21 protein-coding genes and 1 pseudogene are annotated in these 16,961 nt (G+C 68.5%); 15 read left to right on the plus strand and 7 right to left on the minus strand.

Annotated features, from left to right (window positions below; translation table 11 throughout):
- From DQP58_RS27275 to DQP58_RS21600, 3 genes and pseudogenes are all read left to right on the plus strand, one after another.
- A pseudogene (locus DQP58_RS27275) lies at positions 1–159 on the plus strand (mammalian cell entry protein); the annotation flags it as partial.
- Positions 159–866 (plus strand): mammalian cell entry protein, encoded by a 708-nt coding sequence (locus DQP58_RS21595; protein WP_112710235.1) that lies wholly within the window; start codon positions 159–161, stop codon positions 864–866. The pseudogene DQP58_RS27275 and the gene DQP58_RS21595, both read left to right, overlap by 1 nt.
- On the plus strand, positions 866–1,357 hold the full coding sequence (locus DQP58_RS21600) for a mammalian cell entry protein (protein WP_066881022.1): 492 nt from the start codon (positions 866–868) through the stop codon (positions 1,355–1,357). The genes DQP58_RS21595 and DQP58_RS21600 overlap by 1 nt, the downstream gene beginning before the upstream one ends.
- A 13-nt stretch (positions 1,358–1,370) precedes the next feature.
- Here the strand turns inward: DQP58_RS21600 and DQP58_RS21605 are convergent, their stop codons facing one another.
- The 3 genes from DQP58_RS21605 to DQP58_RS21615 all read right to left on the minus strand — a co-directional run bounded on the left by DQP58_RS21605 (position 1,371) and on the right by DQP58_RS21615 (position 3,681).
- The gene (locus DQP58_RS21605; RefSeq protein WP_112710236.1) at positions 1,371–1,949 is read right to left on the minus strand and encodes a hypothetical protein; all 579 of its coding nucleotides are present in this window, start codon (positions 1,947–1,949) and stop codon (positions 1,371–1,373) included.
- Between the two features lie 85 nt (positions 1,950–2,034).
- On the minus strand, positions 2,035–3,516 hold the full coding sequence (locus DQP58_RS21610) for an alpha,alpha-trehalose-phosphate synthase (UDP-forming) (protein ID WP_112710237.1): 1,482 nt from the start codon (positions 3,514–3,516) through the stop codon (positions 2,035–2,037).
- Entirely contained in the window at positions 3,517–3,681 is a 165-nt protein-coding gene (locus DQP58_RS21615; protein ID WP_112632220.1) for a hypothetical protein, read from the minus strand.
- 135 nt (positions 3,682–3,816) lie between these two features.
- Between DQP58_RS21615 and DQP58_RS21620 the strand changes: the two genes are divergently transcribed.
- From DQP58_RS21620 to DQP58_RS21640, 5 genes are all read left to right on the plus strand, one after another.
- On the plus strand, positions 3,817–4,527 hold the full coding sequence (locus DQP58_RS21620; protein ID WP_112710238.1) for an ABC transporter ATP-binding protein: 711 nt from the start codon (positions 3,817–3,819) through the stop codon (positions 4,525–4,527).
- Complete coding sequence (locus tag DQP58_RS21625; protein ID WP_112710239.1) at positions 4,527–5,315, plus strand: ABC transporter permease; 789 nt, start codon at positions 4,527–4,529, stop codon at positions 5,313–5,315. The genes DQP58_RS21620 and DQP58_RS21625 overlap by 1 nt, the downstream gene beginning before the upstream one ends.
- Positions 5,316–5,434: 119 nt before the next feature.
- Positions 5,435–6,370 carry an enoyl-CoA hydratase gene (locus DQP58_RS21630; RefSeq protein ID WP_112710245.1) on the plus strand — a complete coding sequence of 312 codons (936 nt, stop codon included), beginning with the start codon at positions 5,435–5,437 and terminating at the stop codon, positions 6,368–6,370.
- A 102-nt stretch (positions 6,371–6,472) separates the two neighbouring features.
- A complete protein-coding gene (locus DQP58_RS21635; RefSeq protein ID WP_067125984.1) occupies positions 6,473–7,309 on the plus strand; it encodes an SDR family oxidoreductase in 837 nt (278 codons plus the stop codon).
- A 14-nt stretch (positions 7,310–7,323) separates the two neighbouring features.
- A complete protein-coding gene (locus DQP58_RS21640) occupies positions 7,324–8,115 on the plus strand; it encodes an SDR family NAD(P)-dependent oxidoreductase (RefSeq protein WP_112710240.1) in 792 nt (263 codons plus the stop codon).
- Between the two features lie 113 nt (positions 8,116–8,228).
- Here the strand turns inward: DQP58_RS21640 and DQP58_RS21645 are convergent, their stop codons facing one another.
- On the minus strand, positions 8,229–9,791 hold the full coding sequence (locus DQP58_RS21645; protein WP_112710241.1) for an LCP family protein: 1,563 nt from the start codon (positions 9,789–9,791) through the stop codon (positions 8,229–8,231).
- Positions 9,792–10,131: 340 nt separating this feature from the next.
- Positions 10,132–10,404, minus strand: a complete 273-nt coding sequence (locus DQP58_RS21650) for a hypothetical protein (protein WP_112710246.1) — start codon at positions 10,402–10,404, stop codon at positions 10,132–10,134.
- Between the two features lie 199 nt (positions 10,405–10,603).
- Here DQP58_RS21650 and DQP58_RS21655 point away from each other — a divergent pair, with 199 nt between their 5' ends.
- Both DQP58_RS21655 and DQP58_RS26880 read left to right on the plus strand, forming a co-directional pair.
- On the plus strand, positions 10,604–10,789 hold the full coding sequence (locus DQP58_RS21655; protein WP_112710247.1) for a hypothetical protein: 186 nt from the start codon (positions 10,604–10,606) through the stop codon (positions 10,787–10,789).
- 20 nt (positions 10,790–10,809) lie between these two features.
- Positions 10,810–10,986: a hypothetical protein gene (locus DQP58_RS26880; protein WP_165827927.1), complete on the plus strand. Its 177-nt coding sequence runs from the start codon at positions 10,810–10,812 to the stop codon at positions 10,984–10,986.
- A gap of 16 nt (positions 10,987–11,002) precedes the next feature.
- Here the strand turns inward: DQP58_RS26880 and DQP58_RS21660 are convergent, their stop codons facing one another.
- Positions 11,003–12,487: an amidase gene (locus tag DQP58_RS21660; protein WP_112710242.1), complete on the minus strand. Its 1,485-nt coding sequence runs from the start codon at positions 12,485–12,487 to the stop codon at positions 11,003–11,005.
- Positions 12,488–12,562: 75 nt separating this feature from the next.
- Between DQP58_RS21660 and DQP58_RS21665 the strand changes: the two genes are divergently transcribed.
- From DQP58_RS21665 to DQP58_RS21685, 5 genes are all read left to right on the plus strand, one after another.
- A complete protein-coding gene (locus DQP58_RS21665; protein ID WP_205869505.1) occupies positions 12,563–13,438 on the plus strand; it encodes an alpha/beta fold hydrolase in 876 nt (291 codons plus the stop codon).
- Positions 13,439–13,526: 88 nt separating this feature from the next.
- Positions 13,527–14,195 (plus strand): S1 family peptidase, encoded by a 669-nt coding sequence (locus DQP58_RS21670; protein WP_112710249.1) that lies wholly within the window; start codon positions 13,527–13,529, stop codon positions 14,193–14,195.
- A gap of 178 nt (positions 14,196–14,373) precedes the next feature.
- Positions 14,374–14,850 carry a lipoprotein LpqH gene (locus DQP58_RS21675; RefSeq protein ID WP_112710243.1) on the plus strand — a complete coding sequence of 159 codons (477 nt, stop codon included), beginning with the start codon at positions 14,374–14,376 and terminating at the stop codon, positions 14,848–14,850.
- Between the two features lie 41 nt (positions 14,851–14,891).
- A complete protein-coding gene (locus DQP58_RS21680) occupies positions 14,892–15,908 on the plus strand; it encodes an MAP_0585 family protein (protein WP_112710244.1) in 1,017 nt (338 codons plus the stop codon).
- Positions 15,909–16,025: 117 nt separating this feature from the next.
- Positions 16,026–16,265, plus strand: a complete 240-nt coding sequence (locus tag DQP58_RS21685) for a hypothetical protein (RefSeq protein ID WP_066864012.1) — start codon at positions 16,026–16,028, stop codon at positions 16,263–16,265.
- 9 nt (positions 16,266–16,274) lie between these two features.
- On the opposite strand, the gene DQP58_RS21690 is transcribed toward DQP58_RS21685, so the two are convergent.
- A partial coding sequence (locus DQP58_RS21690; protein WP_240630044.1) for a lytic transglycosylase domain-containing protein occupies positions 16,275–16,961 on the minus strand: 687 nt, incomplete at its 5' end.

Below are 16,961 nucleotides of genomic sequence, written 5' to 3' on the forward strand. Positions count from 1 at the left end.
CCCCAGGCCAGCGGGCCGCCGGCATATGCGACCTACGACGAGAAGACCGGCGCGTTTGTCGATCCGGCCGGTGGCACTGGTATCTTCGCGGCCGGCGCCACCGGTACCTCCGGCGCCGAGAACTGGGTGGACCTCATGCTTGATCCAAGGCCGATGTAATGGACACTGCCGTGGCAGACGAACAAACGAACAAACCACGGGTGCGCCGTCGGGCCTCCCGCGCGGCGGGTCCGGCCAAGGGTGATTCGGCCCAGGACGTTCCGGTCCACACCGACGTTGCGCCCGCGGCGAAGCCGACGCCCAAACCCGTCAAGGCCCTCAAGTCCATCAAGCCGCCGCCGCGCCGGCAACCGCACCGTGCCCTGGTGGCGTGGATCTCGTTCGCGGCCGCACTGCTGGCGGTCGGTGTGCTGGCCGGTTGTGTGGCGGCGCTGCTCGTTTCGCAGCGCCACGCCACCACGGCGCAGGCGCGCGATCAGCGTTTCGTCGACACCGCCACGCAGACGGTGGTCAACATGTTCAGCTACAAGCAGGACAACATCGACGAAAGCGTGAACCGGTTCATCAACGGCACCAGCGGCCCGCTGCGGGGCATGCTCGGTGCCAACAACAACGCCGAAAACCTCAAGGCGCTCTTCCGCTCCACCAATGCGACGTCGGAAGCCGTCGTCAATGGGGCAGCACTGGAAGGCGTTGACGCCGTTACCAATAACGCGTCGGTGCTGGTGTCGGTGCGCGTCACGGTCGCCGACATCGACGGCGTCAACAAGCCGTCCATGCCCTACCGCCTGCGTGTCATCGTCCACGAAGACGACGCCGGCAAGATGAGCGGCTACGACCTGAAGTATCCCGACGGAGGCAATTGATGCGATGGCGGCGTTGGCTGCTGGTCGTCGCGGGTTACCTTCTGGCCGCGGCGTTCGTCGGGTTGTCCGCGGTGGCCGGCTGGATGTACTGGGACAGGGTGCAGACGCGCGGCGAGCAGGCGGCGCGGGCGGTGTTGCCCGGCCTGGCGGCCAAGGAGATTCCGGAGGTCTTCGCCTACGACTACCAGACGGTCGAACGGAGCCTGTCGGCGGCGTATCCGCTGCTGACCCCGGACTATCGCGCGGAATTCCAGAAGAGCGCCAACAACCAGATCATCCCGGAGGCCAAGAAGCGCGAAGTCGTGGTGCAGGCCAATGTCGTTGGCGTGGGGGTGATGTCGGCCAAACGGGAATCGGCATCGGTGATGGTCTTCATGAATCGCACCGTGACCGACAAGTCACGCCAGCCGCTGTATGACGGCAGCCGGCTGCGGGTGGACTTCAAAAAGGTCGGCAAGCAGTGGCTGATCGCCTACATCACGCCGATCTAGCCGCGGCCAAACGTCAGTAGCACATCGCAATGCCGTTGCAGTACAACGGGTAACGCTGCACCGGGCTGGGCGGCGGCCCGATCAGCGACAGCGAGAACGGTTGCTTCTTCATCTCCGGCTCCATGCCGCACACGGGTCCGTGCATGGTGGTGTGGGTGCCGCTCATCGTTTCGTCGCTGAACGCGAAGGTTTCGGTGGACGGCGCGGTGCCGCCGCCGGGGCAGGACACGCCGTTGTCCTTGGTGACTTGGAAAGTCCACAGCATGCCCGACATTCGGGCGCGGCCGCTGAAGTTCTGCAGCTTGTCCGCCGCGCTGATCTTCTCATCGGTGAAACTCACGACGTTGAGCGCGCACTGCATCGCGAACACGATCGGATCGGAGTAGTCGTTCATGTTGCGGGTGCCGGACGGCTGATCGCATATCGCCGTGACGGTCCACGTAACCCCGGACACGCCAGCCTCGTTGAACGAATAGTTGCCGTCCGCCGGTGGTCCGAGCGCTTTGGCCGGTTCACCGGATTGCAGCGCGATTCCCACCGCGACCGCCGTGAAGATACCGGCACCCGCGGCCATTCCGTGACGGAGCTTCATGTGATGCCCCTCCTTCGCCTGCGACCTTCGCACCTGAGTATCACAGCGTTCGGGCGACAACACCATGGGGTCTTGCGGATGCGCGCTAATCGGCGTCGCCGGGCCGGGATTCGGCGAGTGCATCGAGGAACGACCGCGCCCACCGGTCGACGTCATGAGCCAGCACCTGGCGGCGCAGGGACCGCATCCGGCGGCGTCCCTCTTCGTCGGATTGGTTGAGCGCGGCCTCGATCGAATCCTTCACGCCCTCGAGGTCGTGCGGATTGACCAGATAGGCCTGGCGCAGTTCGGCGGCGGCACCGGTGAATTCGGAGAGCACGAGCGCGCCGCCGAGGTCGCTGCGGCAGGCGACATACTCCTTGGCGACCAGGTTCATCCCGTCGCGCAGCGGGGTGACCAGCATGACGTCGGCGGCCACGAAGAACGCGATGAGTTCGTCGCGCGGGACCGGCCGGTGCAGGTAGTGCACCACGGGGTGCCCGACTTCGCCGTACTCACCGTTGATGTGGCCGACCTGGCGTTCGATGTCGTTGCGCAACTGCTGGTAGCTGTCCACCCGTTCGCGGCTCGGTGTCGCCAGCTGGACCAGCACGGTGTCGTCGCGCTTGGCGCGGCCCTCCGCGAGCAGCTCCGAAAAGGCTTTCAGGCGAACGTCGATGCCCTTGGTGTAGTCGAGCCGGTCGACGCCCAGCAGCACCTTGCGCGGGTTGCCCAGCTCGGCCCGGAGCTCCCGGGCGCGGCGCTTGATGTCGCGGTGGCGGGCCGCCTGGTCCAGCGCGGCGGAGTCGATGGAGATGGGGAAGGCGCCCACCCGAACGACGCGGGAGTCCAGTTCCACCTCGCCGTAGCGCGACCGCACCCCCACCGCCCCGCGCGACGTGTTGGCCCCGATCAGCCGCCGGGCCAAGAACAGGAAGTTCTGCGCGCCGCCGGCCAGATGGAACCCGACCAGGTCGGCGCCGAGGAGGCCCTCGACGATCTCGGTCCGCCACGGCATCTGCATGAACAGCTCGACCGGCGGGAAGGGGATGTGCAAGAAGAAGCCGATGATCAGGTCGGGCCGCAGTTCGCGCAGCATCTTCGGCACCAGCTGCAGCTGGTAGTCCTGCACCCAGACCGTCGCGCCTTTTGCCGCGGCACGGGAGGTGGCTTCGGCGAAGCGGCGATTGACGTCGACGTAGCGGTCCCACCATTCGCGGTGGTACATCGGTTTGACGATGACGTCGTGATACAGCGGCCACAGCGTGGCGTTCGAGAAACCTTCGTAGTATTCGGCGACGTCGGCCGCGCTCAGCCTGACCGGCCGGAGCTCCAGGTCTTCCTGGACGATCGGTTCGTCATCGTGGTCGGTGTCCTCGTCGACGATCCCGGCCCAGCCGACCCACGCCCCACGCCGGCGGCGCAGCAGCGGCTCGAGGGCGGTGACCAATCCTCCGGGGCTGCGCTTCCACGCCGTGGTGCCGTCGGGAAGCCGCTCCTGGTCCACGGGCAACCGGTTGGCGACTACGACGAAGTCGGAGTTGCCGTACTTGGCCGCCGTTGCGCTTCGCCCACCCCCGGGAGACATTTATGCGTCGAGTTTCGAAGGCCCAATACCCAGCATGGACAGGAACACCCGGCACTCGTCGGCGTCGGTGGCGTACGCCGCGACGACCCGCCTGGCCTGGCTGGCGGTGCTGTCGGCCACAGGTTCCACGTCGCCGATTTCGCCAGGATCAGATTTAGTAGGCATGACTTAACTGTAGGCGACACCGCTGACCGGCCGCAGGCCGTCTCACCAGCTAACGGGCTCTGACGGCGTTTACGGCCGGTTCCCAGGTGTTCGCCGCGCCGCTCGCGAAGACGCGATGGACTCCCGGCCGCGGTGATGCAGGATAAGCGGGTGGTGGATCAGGACGCCGATGACGACGTGGTGTTCGAGTTCCTCGATGTCGTCGTCGAGCGCGAGGGCGTGCGCGCCCTGGACGGGCTGACCGCCGCCATCCCGGCGCACGGTGTGACGGCCGTATTCGGCCCGTCGGGCTCGGGCAAATCGACGCTGCTGCGGTTGTGCAACCGGCTGGAGCTGCCGACGAGCGGGCGGGCGTCGTTCTACGGCTCGGACATCGCCGGGCTAGACCCGCTGTGGTTGCGACGCCGGGTGGGCATGTGCTTCCAGCGTCCGACGCCGTTTCCGGGCACCGTCGCCGACAACCTGCACGCGGCCGACCCGGACGCGTCCGATGCGCGGATCCGCGAGACGCTGGCCCGGGTCGCGTTGGGCGAATCGTGGCTGGACCGCGACGTGGCCGGGCTTTCGGGTGGGGAGGCGCAACGCGTGTGCCTGGCCCGCACCTTGATGGCCGGACCGCAGGTGCTGCTGCTGGACGAACCCACCTCCGCCGTCGACACGGAGGCGGCCGAGGTCATCGAGCGCGCGGTGCGTGAGTTGGCCGCCGACGGCACCCCGGCCCTGTGGGTCACCCACAACTCGGCGCAGGTGGCCAGGGCCGCCGACCGGGTCCTGCGCCTGGAGTCCGGCCGCAGCCTGGGGCTGGGCCCGGTCGCCTCCCGCCCGGGCGACGGCTCGGTGGCGTGATGAACGGTCAAGTCGGCTGGGTGGGCCTGGCGACGTCGCTGATCCTGGTGGCGTTCGCGGCCGGGATCTCGCTGTGGCGGCGGTTGGGGCTACAGCGGCAACTGCTGTGGGCCGCGGCGCGCGCCCTGGCGCAGTTGCTGCTCGTGGGCGGTGCGCTCACGCTGCTGTTCGAGCCGGGCAGGTCGCTGTGGTGGTCGTGGGCGTGGGTCGCCGGGATGGTGGCGTACGCCGGGGATGTCGCGCGCCGCAGGGCGCCGGAGGTGCCGCGGTTCGCGCCGCTGGCCGTGGCCGCGTTCGCCGGCGCGGCGGTGGTGACGCTGGGGGTGATCTTCGGCCTGCGGGTGTTCCCGTTGCAGGGGCGCACCCTGGTGCCGGTCGCCGGGATGATGATCGGCAACTCGATGACCGCCATGGTGCTGGTGGCTCGGCGGCTCGTCGACGAGTTGCGCGACAAACGCGACGAGGTCGAGGCCCGCCTGGCGCTGGGCCAGCCCTGCGGGCAGGCCGCGTCGCCGTACCTGCGAATCGCCTTGCGCTCGGCGATATCTCCGCAGATCGAAACCACCAAAGCCACCGGCCTGGTGTTCCTGCCGGGCGCCATGACCGGCCTCATCCTGGCCGGGGTGCCGCCGTTGCAGGCGGTGCTGGTGCAGGCCGTCGTGATGTTCTTGATCCTGGGCTCGGTCGCGGCCACCACGGTGGTCGTCGGGATGGGCATCGTGCGGCTGGTGTTCACCCGCGACCACCGGCTGCTGCCGCTGGCGCGGCGGCCCGAGAGCGCCCGATGAGAACCATGGTCTGCGGGGCCCGCCACCCCGTCACCCCAGCGCGGGCCCGGTTACACACTGGCCGTAATCTGTAAACAAGGCCAATCAATGCCAATTCAATGACGAACGAGGTGGGCTCAATGACAGTCTCCGAGCAAGCCGACGCCGGGGCGGCCGACGCCAACGCCCCGGAGCTGGTGGCCTACGAAACCCTCGATGAGGGCCGCATCGCCCGGATCTGGCTGAACCGGCCCGATGCCCACAACGCGCAGAGTCGCGGCCTGCTGGTCCAGCTCGACGAGGCGTTCGGCCGCGCCGAGGCCGACGACACGGTCCGCGTGGTGATCCTGGCGGCCCGGGGCAGGAACTTCTCCGCCGGCCACGACCTGGGTTCCGAGCAGGCACTGGCCGAGCGCGCGCCGGGGCCGGGCCAACACCCGAGCTTCCGCTCGCGCGGGGCCACCCTCGAGCCGATCATGGAGAAGCTGTACCACCAGGAGTGGCACTATTTCTTCGAAAACACTTGCCGCTGGCGGGATCTGCGAAAGATCACCATCGCCCAGGTTCAGGGCAACGCGATCTCGGCCGGTTTGATGCTGATCTGGGCGTGCGATCTGATCGTCGCGGCCGACAACGCGAAGTTCAGCGACGTCGTCGCGGTCCGGCTGGGTATGCCTGGTGTCGAATACTACGCCCACCCTTGGGAGTTCGGCCCGCGCAAGGCCAAAGAGCTGCTGCTGACCGGTGATTCGATCGACGCGGACGAGGCGCACCGGCTGGGCATGGTCTCGAAGGTTTTCCCGGTCGACGAATTAGAGGAAAAGACACTGGCTTTCGCGCGACGCATCGCCGAGCGTCCCACGATGGCGTCGTTGCTCATCAAGGATTCGGTCAATGCCGCCTCCGACGCGATGGGTTACACCGAGGCGCTGCGGCACGCTTTCCACGTGCACCTGTTGGGGCATGCCCACTGGGCGGCGTTCAACGAGAACCGGTGGCCGGTTGGTCAACCGCCGCACGTCGAGGATTGGCGTGACGCGAAGCCGACGAAGCTGGCGCGCCGCGATACGCCGTAGCGTCGCGCCGCCGAACCGTAACGAGACCGGGGGTAGCGATATTCACCCCGGCGGGACATGCTTCTATAGCTAGAACCTGTTCGGAGTTCGAGAGGGCCTCGCGTGCAGCTATCTTTCCAAGACCGGACGTATCTGATCACCGGCGGCGGCAGCGGGATCGGCAAGGGCGTGGCCGCAGGCCTCGTCTCGGCCGGGGCCTCGGTGATGATCGTCGGCCGCAACCCGGACCGGCTGGCGGGCGCCGTCGAGGAAATCGAGCCGTTGGCCGCCAACGGCGGCGCGATCCGCTACGAGCCCACCGACGTCACCAACGAGGACGAGGTGGCGCGCGCGGTCGACGCCGCCACGGCGTGGCACGGCCGGCTGCACGGGGCGGTGCACTGCGCCGGTGGCTCGCTGACCGTCGGGCCGATCACCCACACCGACTCGGAGGCGTGGCGGAACACGGTGGACCTGAACGTCAACGGCACCATGTACGTGCTCAAGCACGTTGGGCGCGAATTGGTGCGCGGCGGTGGCGGGTCGTTCATCGGGATCTCCTCGATCGCCGCCAGCAACACCCACCGCTGGTTCGGGCCCTACGGGGTCACCAAGTCGGCCATCGACCACATGATGATGCTGGCCGCCGACGAACTCGGGGAGTCGTGGGTGCGGGTCAACAGCATCCGCCCGGGCCTGATCCGCACCGATCTTGTTGACGCAAGCGTGATTCAGTCGCCGGAGATCAGCGCGGACTACGCGCTGTGCACGCCGCTGCCCCGGGTGGGTGAGGTCGAAGACGTCGCCAACCTGGCGATGTTCCTGCTCAGCGACGCGGCCGCCTGGATCACCGGCCAGTGCATCAACGTCGACGGCGGCCACATCTTGCGCCGCGGCCCCGACTACTCCTCGATGATGGTGCAGATGTTCGGCCAGGACGCGCTGCGCGGAGTGGTCTGAGCCGGGAGAATCGCATGAAAAGGCTTGCGGGCAAGAGGATCCTGGTGACCGGCGCCGCGTCGGGCATCGGTCAGGCCACCGCGCTGCGCTTGCTGGACGAAGGCGCCGCCGTCGCGGCCTGCGACGTCGCCGCCGACGGCCTGGACAACACCCGGGCGCGGGCCCACGAGGCCGGCACCGCCGACCGGCTGACCACCCTGCCGATGGACGTGGGCAGCGAGGAGTCGGTGATCGACGGGGTGCGCGTGGCCGTCGAGCAGCTGGGTGGCCTCGACTCGCTCGTCAACGCCGCGGGCATCCTGCGGGCCGCGCACACCCACGAGACCAGCCTCGAGCTGTGGAATCGGATCGTCGGCGTGAACCTGACCGGGACCTTCCTGGTGGTCCGCGAAGCGCTGCCGTCCCTGCTGGCCAACTCCCGCAGCGCGGTCGTCAACTTCAGCTCCACGTCGGCCTCGTTCGCCCACCCCTACATGGCCGCCTACGCCGCGAGCAAGGGCGGCATCCAGGCCTTCACCCACTCGTTGGCGCTGGAATATGCGCGCGACGGCCTGCGCGCGGTGTGCGTGGCGCCGGGCAGCATCAAGTCCGGGATCACCGACGCCACCGGCGGATATATCCCCAAAGACGCTGACTGGTCGCTGTTTTCGAGGCTGATGCCGGTGTTGCCCACCTCCGTCGAATCCAGCGGCACCGGGATGGCCGAGCCCACCGCCGTCGCCGGGGTGATCGCCATGCTGGTGTCCGACGACGGCGCGTTCATCACCGGCACCGAGATCCGCATCGACGGCGGCACGCATGCCTGATGGCGGTGACCCGCCGCACCCGGCTCCGCCGCGCTTGCGATCACCGCGGGGCGTGATGGCGGCGACCCGCTGCACCCGCTCGCCGCGCTTGCGATCACCGCGCGGCCTGATGGCTAGTTGACGCAGGGCACGCCGCCGCCATCGATCGGCTTGCCCTGATCGGGCGTCGGGTAGGTCGTGGTCGTGCCGTTGTAGTAGTAGCTCTTGGCCTTGGTCGACGTGGTGCTCGAGCTGGTGCTCGTGGTGTCGTCCATCTGCGTCTCGTCGGGGGTGGGCATCGTGAAATTGGTGTCCACGGTCAGGCGGATGTGTCCGGGCTGCACCCTGGGGCTGGGCTGCTTCGGCGCGTCCACGCCGAGCAGGTTGGCCAGGTTGAGCGCATCGGTTTGCGCGCCGGCGCCGTACTCGACCGTCGTGGAGGTCGGGTCGCCGGATTCGCGGTCGCGGACCTGACCCGGGGTGTAGCCCTTCTTTTTCAGCGCGCGGGATACCTCGGTGGCCAGACCGCTCATGCTGCCGGCGTTGACCACGTCGACGATCGTGGACGCATCCGGCTTCACGGCGGTGGTGCTCGGCGCGGTCGTCGTCGTGTCGGCCCCGATCGCCGCCGCCACCTCGGCTTTGATAGCCGCCGGGTCGACGATGTTGACGTCCTGGCCGTCGATGTTGTCGTAACGCACCACCGGCAGCGTCCGGAACTCGACGTTGCCACCGGCCAGCCCACCCAGGCGCTGGATCATGTCTTCGCTCCACCCCGCCGAGAGCACCACGTCCTTGCGCGCCACCGCCATCAGGTTCTTGAGCTTGTCGATGTTGGTGAAGGTGCCCGCGGCCTGCAACTCCTGCATGACCGACGAGATGAACGCCTGCTGCCGGTGGGTGCGGTCCAGGTCCCCGTTTTCCAGGCCGTGACGCTGCCGCACGAACGACAGCGCCTCGGAGGCGTCCAGCCGCTGCCGCCCGGCGGGGAAGTCGGCCCCGGAATACGCGTCGTAGACGGGGTGGTTCAGGCACACGTCGACGCCGCCGAGGGTCTGCGCCAGGTCGAAGAACCCGGCCAGATTGACCTCGGCGAAGTAGTCGATGGGCACACCGGTCAGGTTTCGCACCGCGCGCAGCGTCGCCGCCCGGCCGGCTTCGCGGCCTTTGGTCTCGAGTTCCTTCTGGGTGCTGTTGCCCTGGTTGGCCAGCTTTTGGGCGACGTACTGCTTGGTCAGCCCGTAGGCTTCTTTGATCTTGATATGGTTGTATCCCGGCACCCCGGCGAAGGGCACCCAGTCGTCGCGCGGGATCGAGAAGGCGACGACCCTGTTGTCGGCGCTGACGTGCACCAGGATCATGGTGTTGGTGTTGTAGCCACCGTCGTCGGAATCGCCGGCGTGCAGATGCTTGAGGATCGAGTAGGGCAGGTCGTTGCCGTCCTGGTCCTTACGCGAATCGAGCCCGATCAGCAGGATGTTCATGTCGTCACCGCTGGACCGCGGATCGTCGGGCTGCAGGGCGTTCGAAACCGTGATGCCGCCCAGCGCGCCGTGCGCCACGTAGTATCCCGCCCCGGTCAGCCCCACGGCCGCCACGGACACCAGCGCGCCCAGGGTGCGCGTCACCCCTTTACGGAGACGGGAGGGTTGACGGACGGCTCGATCACGGCGATGGGCGCCGCCCGAGCGGCCCATCACAAACCTCTGCCCACGCCCAGCACATCACCAGGCACCGCAACGGTGCTTTGCGGCGATGTCGCATCAAGCATGATGACAAGTATGCGTTAGCTTGCTACGAAGCCCCCAATCGAGAGCACCCGTCACACGGTCGGGCCGAGCGTGTCCGTCGGGCCGGCCGGGCGCGACCCGCGTCCGCGATCCTCGCTCTACCAGCAGGTTTTTGCCGGTTGCGGGCGGCGGGGTCTCCGAACGGTCTCGAGCCGGCCACGCCGCCGCCCGGATCGAGCCGAAGTTGTTACCGGGCGGAAACGGCCCCGCGGCCCGCTCTCGCAGCGGACCGCCCAGCAAACGCCTCCTAGCGGGCTTTGACCAAGTCCTCGCCTGAGGAGTAGAAGAGCGTGATGTTCGCGCCGGTGACGATCTCGGCGAGGTAGACGCCCGCCGGTTCCACCTCGTAGTAGTAGTGGGCGTTGCCGTCGGTATCCAGCGTCGACGCGCACGAATAGCCCGGCGCCCCGCATCGTTGCTTGATGGGCACCGCCAGGACGGCAAGCAGCGCGACGACGGCAACGCCGACGATCCGCGGGATCCTCGTGACCGCCGACCTCGGTTGCGCCGGATTGACCACGGTTGGAGTGTATGCGGCTGATCCGGCGGGCGCCTGCACGGCAACCTGATCAAGGGTGGCGCCCAGCACCGCACCAATCAAGGCGCACAAGGACTTGGCCCGCCGCTGGGTCGCCGCCGCGTCGATCCGGCATCGCCGCGGGCGTTTGGGTGCCCGGGTACCGCGGGTACGCGCCCATGAGCCGAGCAAAGGACTGAGCATGATCGACACCCGCCTCAGGCTCTCGGCGGAGGGGCCGCAGAATTCGGAGCCCGCGCAGCCGGGGACCCCCGGCGAGACCCCGGAGCGGCTCACGCCGACGGAAACGCCCGAACGGCTGACGCCGGGCGAACCGCCCGAGCGCTTGACGCCATCGGAACCACCCGAGCGTCAGGCGCCGGAATAACAACAGGATTGGAGACAGACATGCGCGCTGAGGAAGGCGATGAATCCGTCAAGGACTACGCGAACGAGGGGCGAGAAGCCCTGGGCCGCATCAAGGCCTCGCAGCACGCGGGCGGTCGCCTCGGCGACATCGCCCGGCGCTTCGCCGGCCTGTGGCGGGGCCAGCGGCGTCCCGAAGACGGCGGTCCCGCCGCGTAACCGCTGCAGCCGCCGGCTAACTCGGTGCCGGATGCCGGTGGGCCCAGGGCCGCGCCTCTTCCAGTTGCGCGGCCAGGCGCAGCAGATCGCCGTCTGACCCGATCGTCCCGACGAACTGCACACCCAGCGGAAGTCCGGTGTCGGTCCAGTGCAGGGGCACGCTGATCGCCGGGCGGCCGGTGAGGTTGGCGAGTTGCGTGTAGGGCACCCAGCCCAGGCTCTCCTGGATGAGGTCATCGAGAATTCCGCTGAGCCCCATTAGTTTTCCGGCACGCACCTTGCTCACTAGCCGGGCCACCCGCTGCAGCACGGGTGACGTCGTGGTGGCGCCGACGGCCAGCGGCGGGGTGGCAAGGGTGGGCGTCAAAAAGAAGTCGTGGATGGCGTGGAACGCCGTCAGGGACTGGATGTAATCGTTCCTGTTCTCCAGCGCGGACATCACGGGCAGCACGCCGCCGGACCGTCCAAGTTCGGCGACGGCCAGAGTGTCGGCCTCAAAGTCGTTGTCGCGGGCGCCGATTCGCGTCTTGATGTCGGCGACCTGCTGATACAGCTGGGCGAACCAGATGGTCAGGAAGTCTCGCCCGAGCGCGGCGTCGTCGTAGGGGGGTGCGACCTCCTCGACCTGATGACCCAACTCGTCTAGGAGCGCCACGGTCTTTTCGAGAGCGGCGACCGCCTCGCGGTGCGGTCGCGCGTTGATGGCCGACCGCGCCGAGTAGCCGATCTTCAGCGTCTCCGGCCGACTTTTGATGTGTTCGCTAAAGGGTGTGTCGGGCAACGCCACTCGGTATGCCGCGCCCGGATCGGGCCCGACGATCGCGTCGAGCAGTGCCGCGCTGTCGCGCACCGTGCGCGACACCACGCCCTGGGTCGCCATGCCCAACATCAGTTCACCCGTCTGCGGGCCGTAGGGCGCCAGGCCCCGGCTGGGTTTCAGGCCCACCAGCCCATTGCAGGCGGCGGGAATGCGGATCGACCCGCCGCCGTCGTTGGCGCCCGCCGCCGGCACGATGCCCGCCGCCACGGCCGCCCCGGATCCGCCCGACGAGCCGCCGGGGGTATGCCCGATGTCCCAGGGGTTGCGCGCCGGGCCCCAGTAGTCGGGTTCGGTCACGCCCTTGGCCCCGAATTCCGGGGTGTTGGTCTTGCCGAAGATCACCAGCCCCGCGTCGAGGAACCGCTGGGTGACCAGGGCGTGCCGGTCGGCCACGTCATGGGCCAGCGAGCGGGACCCGCACGAGGTGGCAAAGCCGCGGTATTCCTGGCCGAGGTCCTTGATCAGGAACGGCACGCCGGCGAACGGCCCGCTCAGCGAGGGGTCGGCGGCTTGCCGGTCGGCGACGTCGTCGAGGCGGCAGACGATGGCGTTGAGCCGCGGATTCACCGCGTCCGCTCGTTGCCGCGCCAACGCGAGAAGCTCGGCGGGGGTGACCTGCTTGCTCGCGAGCAGCTCGGCCAGGGCGGTCGCATCGTGCGACATGTACTCGTCGAGATGCATGCGTTCTCCTTCGTGCGGATGCCGTTGACGTTAAGCCGACGCGAGCTTTTGGTGGGCGCGCCTTAGTATCACCTGATGCCCACGGCAGCCGAACCGTTCACGATCCAGGGTCCCGGCGGGGTGCAGATCGTCGCTGACCGCCTCGGGAATCCGCACGCGCGCGCCGTGGTGTTCCTGCACGGCGGCGGGCAGACCCGGCGGTCGTGGGGTAAGGCGGCCGCCGCTGTCGCTGCCCGTGGGTGGCAGGCCGTCACCGTCGACCTGCGCGGCCACGGCGAATCGGATTGGTCCGATGACGGCGACTATCGCGTCGTCAGTTTCGCCGCCGACGTCCAAGAGGTGCTGCGCACGCTGCCTGCGCAACCGGTTCTGGTCGGCGCCTCCCTGGGCGGTTTCACGTCGATGCTGCTCGCCGGGGAGCTGTCGCCGGGCATCGCCAGCGCGGTCGTGCTGGTGGACATCGTGCCGAACATGGACCAGTCCGGGGCGAACCGGATACACGCCTTCATGGCCGACCGGGTCGAGTCGGGCTTCCGCTCGCTCGACGAAGTCGCCGACGCGATCGCCGAATACAATCCGCACCGGCCGCGACCGACCGACCTGGAGGGCCTGACCACCAACCTGCGTCGCCGCGGCGATCGCTGGTACTGGCATTGGGATCCGCAGTTCATCAGCGGCACTGCGGCTTTCCCCCCTTCCGAGGTGACCGACCCGGATCGGATGCACAACGCGGTCGAGGCCATCCTGCGCGGCGGGGTGCCGATCCTGCTGATCCGCGGCCAGATGAGCGACCTGGTCAGCCAGGAGCGCGCCGACGAATTCCTCGCGCGTTTCCCGCAGGTCGAATTCGCCGACGTCCGCGGTGCGGGCCACATGGTGGCCGGTGACCGCAACGACGTCTTCGCCGACGCTGTGCTGGAGTTCCTTGCCCGGCATGTCGATGCCGGGTGAACCACGTGCGCGGAATAGATTGGTCGCCATCTCATTTCAGGCGGGCGGCGCTGCTACCATCTGCCCGGCACGAGCGGAGGAGGGCGGCGTGACCATGCCGTGGTTGCGGGGTTTGGGACTCTTGGGCGCCGTGCTGGTGGCCGCCACGACGGCGGCGAAAACCGCTGTGGCGGCACCGCCCCCGGCCCTGCCGTCGCCACCGCCGGCGCCGGGCATCGGGGTCGATCACGAATCCGGAAGGTGCACAGCAGGATTCGCGGCGCAGGGTTCCGACGGCAGTTACTACCTGATGACCAGCGGCCACTGCGACGCGCACGACGGCAGCGAGTGGACGTACGGCAACGATGCCCCGCTCGGCAGGATCTCCGCCAGCGAGCATGAGGGCGACAAGAGGGACGCCGCGATCATCCGTCTCGAGCCGAGTGTCGGCATGCCGGTGGGCGACGTAGGTGGCCGGTATCAGGTTCGAGATGTGTTGAGCCGACAGCAGATTCAGGCCGGCATGCCGTTCTGCAAGATCGGCGCGGTGACCGGTGAGACATGCGGCGCCGTCAAAGGCATCAATGGTGACGTCGTCGAAGCCAGCGTGTTCAGCCTGGACGGCGACAGCGGCAGTCCCGGCTTCGTGATGAACCCGGACGGCACCGTCAGCGCGGTCGGCCTGTTGATGTCGTCGCCCGACGGTGATGACTACACGACCTACTTCATGCTCATCAATCCGCTGCTGGGCAAGTGGGGGCTGCGCGTTCTTCCGTGACGGGCGGCACGGCTCGCGACCAGGCCGGCGGAACGTAACGTAGCGTTTGCAATTCCGGGGTACCGGGTACCAGGTGGACCGGCCGTAACGTGTCGGCCCGAAGGGTGCAGGTAGTCCACCTGTGTTGACGCGGCCAACGTGTGAGGCAGCGGAACCAGCGACACGAAGGGAAGCAGTAGTGAAGCGTGGGATCGTGGTCGGCGTAGCCGGCGTGGCCCTGGTGGTCGCGGCCAGCGCCGGATGTTCGAGCAACAAATCCAATACCGGGGCTTCGTCGGGCTCGTCGTCCGCTGCGGCGGCAGCGGCGGGTCCGGTCCTGACCGTCGACGGTCAGAATCAGAACATCAGCGGGCAGGTCACCTGCACCGCCGCGGGTGACAACATCACGATCGGGATCGGTGACCCGACCAACGGGCTCGGTGCCGTGGTCAGCAACGGCAACCCGCCGCTGGTGCACTCCGTCGGGCTGGGCACCGTCAACGGCGTCGCACTCGGCTTCTCCGACGCCGCACCAAACCAGGCCGGCAGCGCCGGGGCCGCGGTCAAGGGCAAGGACTGGGCGATCAAGGGCACCGCTACCGGTACCGACATGAGCAATCCGCAGCAACCGCAGCAGGTGACCAAGCCATTCGAGTTGGACCTCACCTGCCCGTAGTGCAGGTGCGATAACTCCCAAGAGGGGACGCAGTTATGTCTATGAAACGTGTCGTCAGCGCCGCCGCGTTAGCCGCCGGGCTGAGCATTTCCGCGGCGACGCTGAACGCCGGGTCGGCCTACTCCGCTCCGCTTGACCCGCCGCCGTGCCCGAACTGCCACGGCGGTGGCGGCGGTGGTGGCGGTGGCGGGGGCAACCCCGGCGGGCCGGGCGGACAGCCCGGTGGCCAGCCCGGCGGTGGTGGCGGAAACGCCCCAGCGCAGGGCGGGCCGAACAACCCGCCGCAAGGTGGGCACAACAACCCGCCGCAGGGTGGTCAGAACAGCCCGCCGCAGGGTGGTCAGAACAGCCCGCCGCAGGGCGGTCAGAACAATCCGCCGCAGGGTGGTCAGAACAGCCCGCCGCAGGGTGGTCAGAACAATCCGCCGCAGGGCGGTCAGAACAATCCGCCGCAGGGTGGCCAGAACAACCCGCCGCAGGGTGGACAGAACACCCCGCAGCCCAACCAGCACGGTCAGTATCCGGCCCAGACGGGGCAGAACAACCCGCCCAACGAGCACGGGCAGAACCCGCCGACACAGGGCGGCCCGAACAACGCGCCGGCGAACCAGAACCCGCCGCCGAACAACAGGCAGCGGTACGAGGCGCTGAACCCGCCACCCACGCAGCCTCCGCACCCGGCCTACATCCCGCGCCACGATGTGGTCACCGCCAACGCACAGATCGGTGGTCCCGCTGGTCCGGACATCCAATTCAGCATCGTGGGTCGCGGGGCGCCCCCGCCGCCGCGCCCGCATGGCTACGGCTGGAACGACGGCCCGGCTCCGGGCCACCCGCCGCCGCACTGGGAGGGGCCGCCGCCTCCGGGGGGCTGGGACGGACCGCCGCCTCCGGGAGGCTGGAACCGGCCGTGGGCCGGTCCGCCTCGTGACTGGGATGCGGGACGACGCGACTTCGGGCCGTTCAACTACAACACCTTTACCGTCGTCCCCGTCTTCAACTGGCAGTACGGGGGTTGGGGTTACTGGTTCTTCGGTGTCTGGGTGCCGCTGTACTGACCCGGCGCTGATCATCTGAACCGTCAGCGGGCGTTGCCGCAATCCGGCGCGCCCGCTGACGTGTCTGCGGACCTTCGCCGCACTGCGGCGGGAGAGCGCGCGTGGCAGGCTCCGGGGATGGACGTGAGAGAAAACGTTCGCCGAGCCATCGATGTCATGACGGCTTGGTCGTCCGACAGCGGCCACGAATTCACTTGGAGCCGCCTGGTCGAGAACGTGGTCGACGAGCCGGACGGCGACATGATGCTGTTGATGGGCTTCGTCAATCTCGCCGGCGAGCTGGGGATCCGACTTGAGCGGGCCACCGGTCAGGATGTGGGATCGCACCTGCGAGACATTGCCCGCAAGTACGTCTAGCGCGTCGGTCTACTGCGGATGGGCCGCCACATAATCGGCGGCCGGGATCGGCGACGATGCGTCGTAACCGATGGGCAGTAACACGTCGCCCGCCGTCGTCAGGCAGTAGACGTCCCACCGGTAGAACGCGGCGAACGTCGCGGGATCGGCCGCGATCAGCGCCGCATAATCGTCGACCGCGCGCACGTATTGGTTGGCGTGGTTGTACCCGTAGATGGCGTGATCGCGATCGGTGGCGAAACCGTTGGCGGCCAGGTAGCGACCCGCCGCCAGGATGCTGTCATGCGGTGAGTGGATGTCGCCGCCCTGGCCGTAGCCGGCGAACGTCGACGGCAGGAACTGCATGGGTCCCTGCGCGCCGGCGGTGCTGGCGCCGACGATGCTGCCGAAGCGGGTCTCGACGAGGTTGATCGCGGCCAGGTAGTTCCAGCCGACGCCGGATTCAGCTTCCGCCTGGTGGTAGTAGTTCATCAGTTCGTCCGCCGGTGCCGGCGGCTCGATGCGCCACGCGGGCACGGTTTCTCGCACCGGGGTCAGCGCCGTCAGTTGCCGGCGGGCGTCGACGTTGCGGTCGTAGACGTCGGCCAGCTCCGGCGGGATGCGCCCGCGTGTGGTGGCGTCCCATTCGGGGTGGCGCCCGATGGCGCGGTAGGCGGCCTGCTCGCGACGCGCCGCCACCGTCAGCGCTGCGTCCGG

It is taken from the genome of Mycobacterium colombiense, assembly GCF_003284975.1.
Lineage (GTDB): Bacteria > Actinomycetota > Actinomycetes > Mycobacteriales > Mycobacteriaceae > Mycobacterium > Mycobacterium europaeum_A.

What these genes read in the sequence shown, in the direction of transcription:
- DQP58_RS21595 (WP_112710235.1), top strand. Translation starts at nt 159, where the DNA reads ATGGACACTGCCGTGGCAGACGAACAAACGAACAAACCACGGGTGCGC.
- DQP58_RS21600 (WP_066881022.1), top strand. Translation starts at nt 866, where the DNA reads ATGCGATGGCGGCGTTGGCTGCTGGTCGTCGCGGGTTACCTTCTGGCC.
- DQP58_RS21605 (WP_112710236.1), bottom strand. Translation starts at nt 1,949, where the DNA reads ATGAAGCTCCGTCACGGAATGGCCGCGGGTGCCGGTATCTTCACGGCG.
- DQP58_RS21610 (WP_112710237.1), bottom strand. Translation starts at nt 3,516, where the DNA reads ATGTCTCCCGGGGGTGGGCGAAGCGCAACGGCGGCCAAGTACGGCAAC.
- DQP58_RS21615 (WP_112632220.1), bottom strand. Translation starts at nt 3,681, where the DNA reads ATGCCTACTAAATCTGATCCTGGCGAAATCGGCGACGTGGAACCTGTG.
- DQP58_RS21620 (WP_112710238.1), top strand. Translation starts at nt 3,817, where the DNA reads ATGCAGGATAAGCGGGTGGTGGATCAGGACGCCGATGACGACGTGGTG.
- DQP58_RS21625 (WP_112710239.1), top strand. Translation starts at nt 4,527, where the DNA reads ATGAACGGTCAAGTCGGCTGGGTGGGCCTGGCGACGTCGCTGATCCTG.
- DQP58_RS21630 (WP_112710245.1), top strand. Translation starts at nt 5,435, where the DNA reads ATGACAGTCTCCGAGCAAGCCGACGCCGGGGCGGCCGACGCCAACGCC.
- DQP58_RS21640 (WP_112710240.1), top strand. Translation starts at nt 7,324, where the DNA reads ATGAAAAGGCTTGCGGGCAAGAGGATCCTGGTGACCGGCGCCGCGTCG.
- DQP58_RS21645 (WP_112710241.1), bottom strand. Translation starts at nt 9,791, where the DNA reads ATGGGCCGCTCGGGCGGCGCCCATCGCCGTGATCGAGCCGTCCGTCAA.
- DQP58_RS21655 (WP_112710247.1), top strand. Translation starts at nt 10,604, where the DNA reads ATGATCGACACCCGCCTCAGGCTCTCGGCGGAGGGGCCGCAGAATTCG.
- DQP58_RS26880 (WP_165827927.1), top strand. Translation starts at nt 10,810, where the DNA reads ATGCGCGCTGAGGAAGGCGATGAATCCGTCAAGGACTACGCGAACGAG.
- DQP58_RS21660 (WP_112710242.1), bottom strand. Translation starts at nt 12,487, where the DNA reads ATGCATCTCGACGAGTACATGTCGCACGATGCGACCGCCCTGGCCGAG.
- DQP58_RS21665 (WP_205869505.1), top strand. Translation starts at nt 12,563, where the DNA reads ATGCCCACGGCAGCCGAACCGTTCACGATCCAGGGTCCCGGCGGGGTG.
- DQP58_RS21680 (WP_112710244.1), top strand. Translation starts at nt 14,892, where the DNA reads ATGAAACGTGTCGTCAGCGCCGCCGCGTTAGCCGCCGGGCTGAGCATT.
- DQP58_RS21685 (WP_066864012.1), top strand. Translation starts at nt 16,026, where the DNA reads ATGGACGTGAGAGAAAACGTTCGCCGAGCCATCGATGTCATGACGGCT.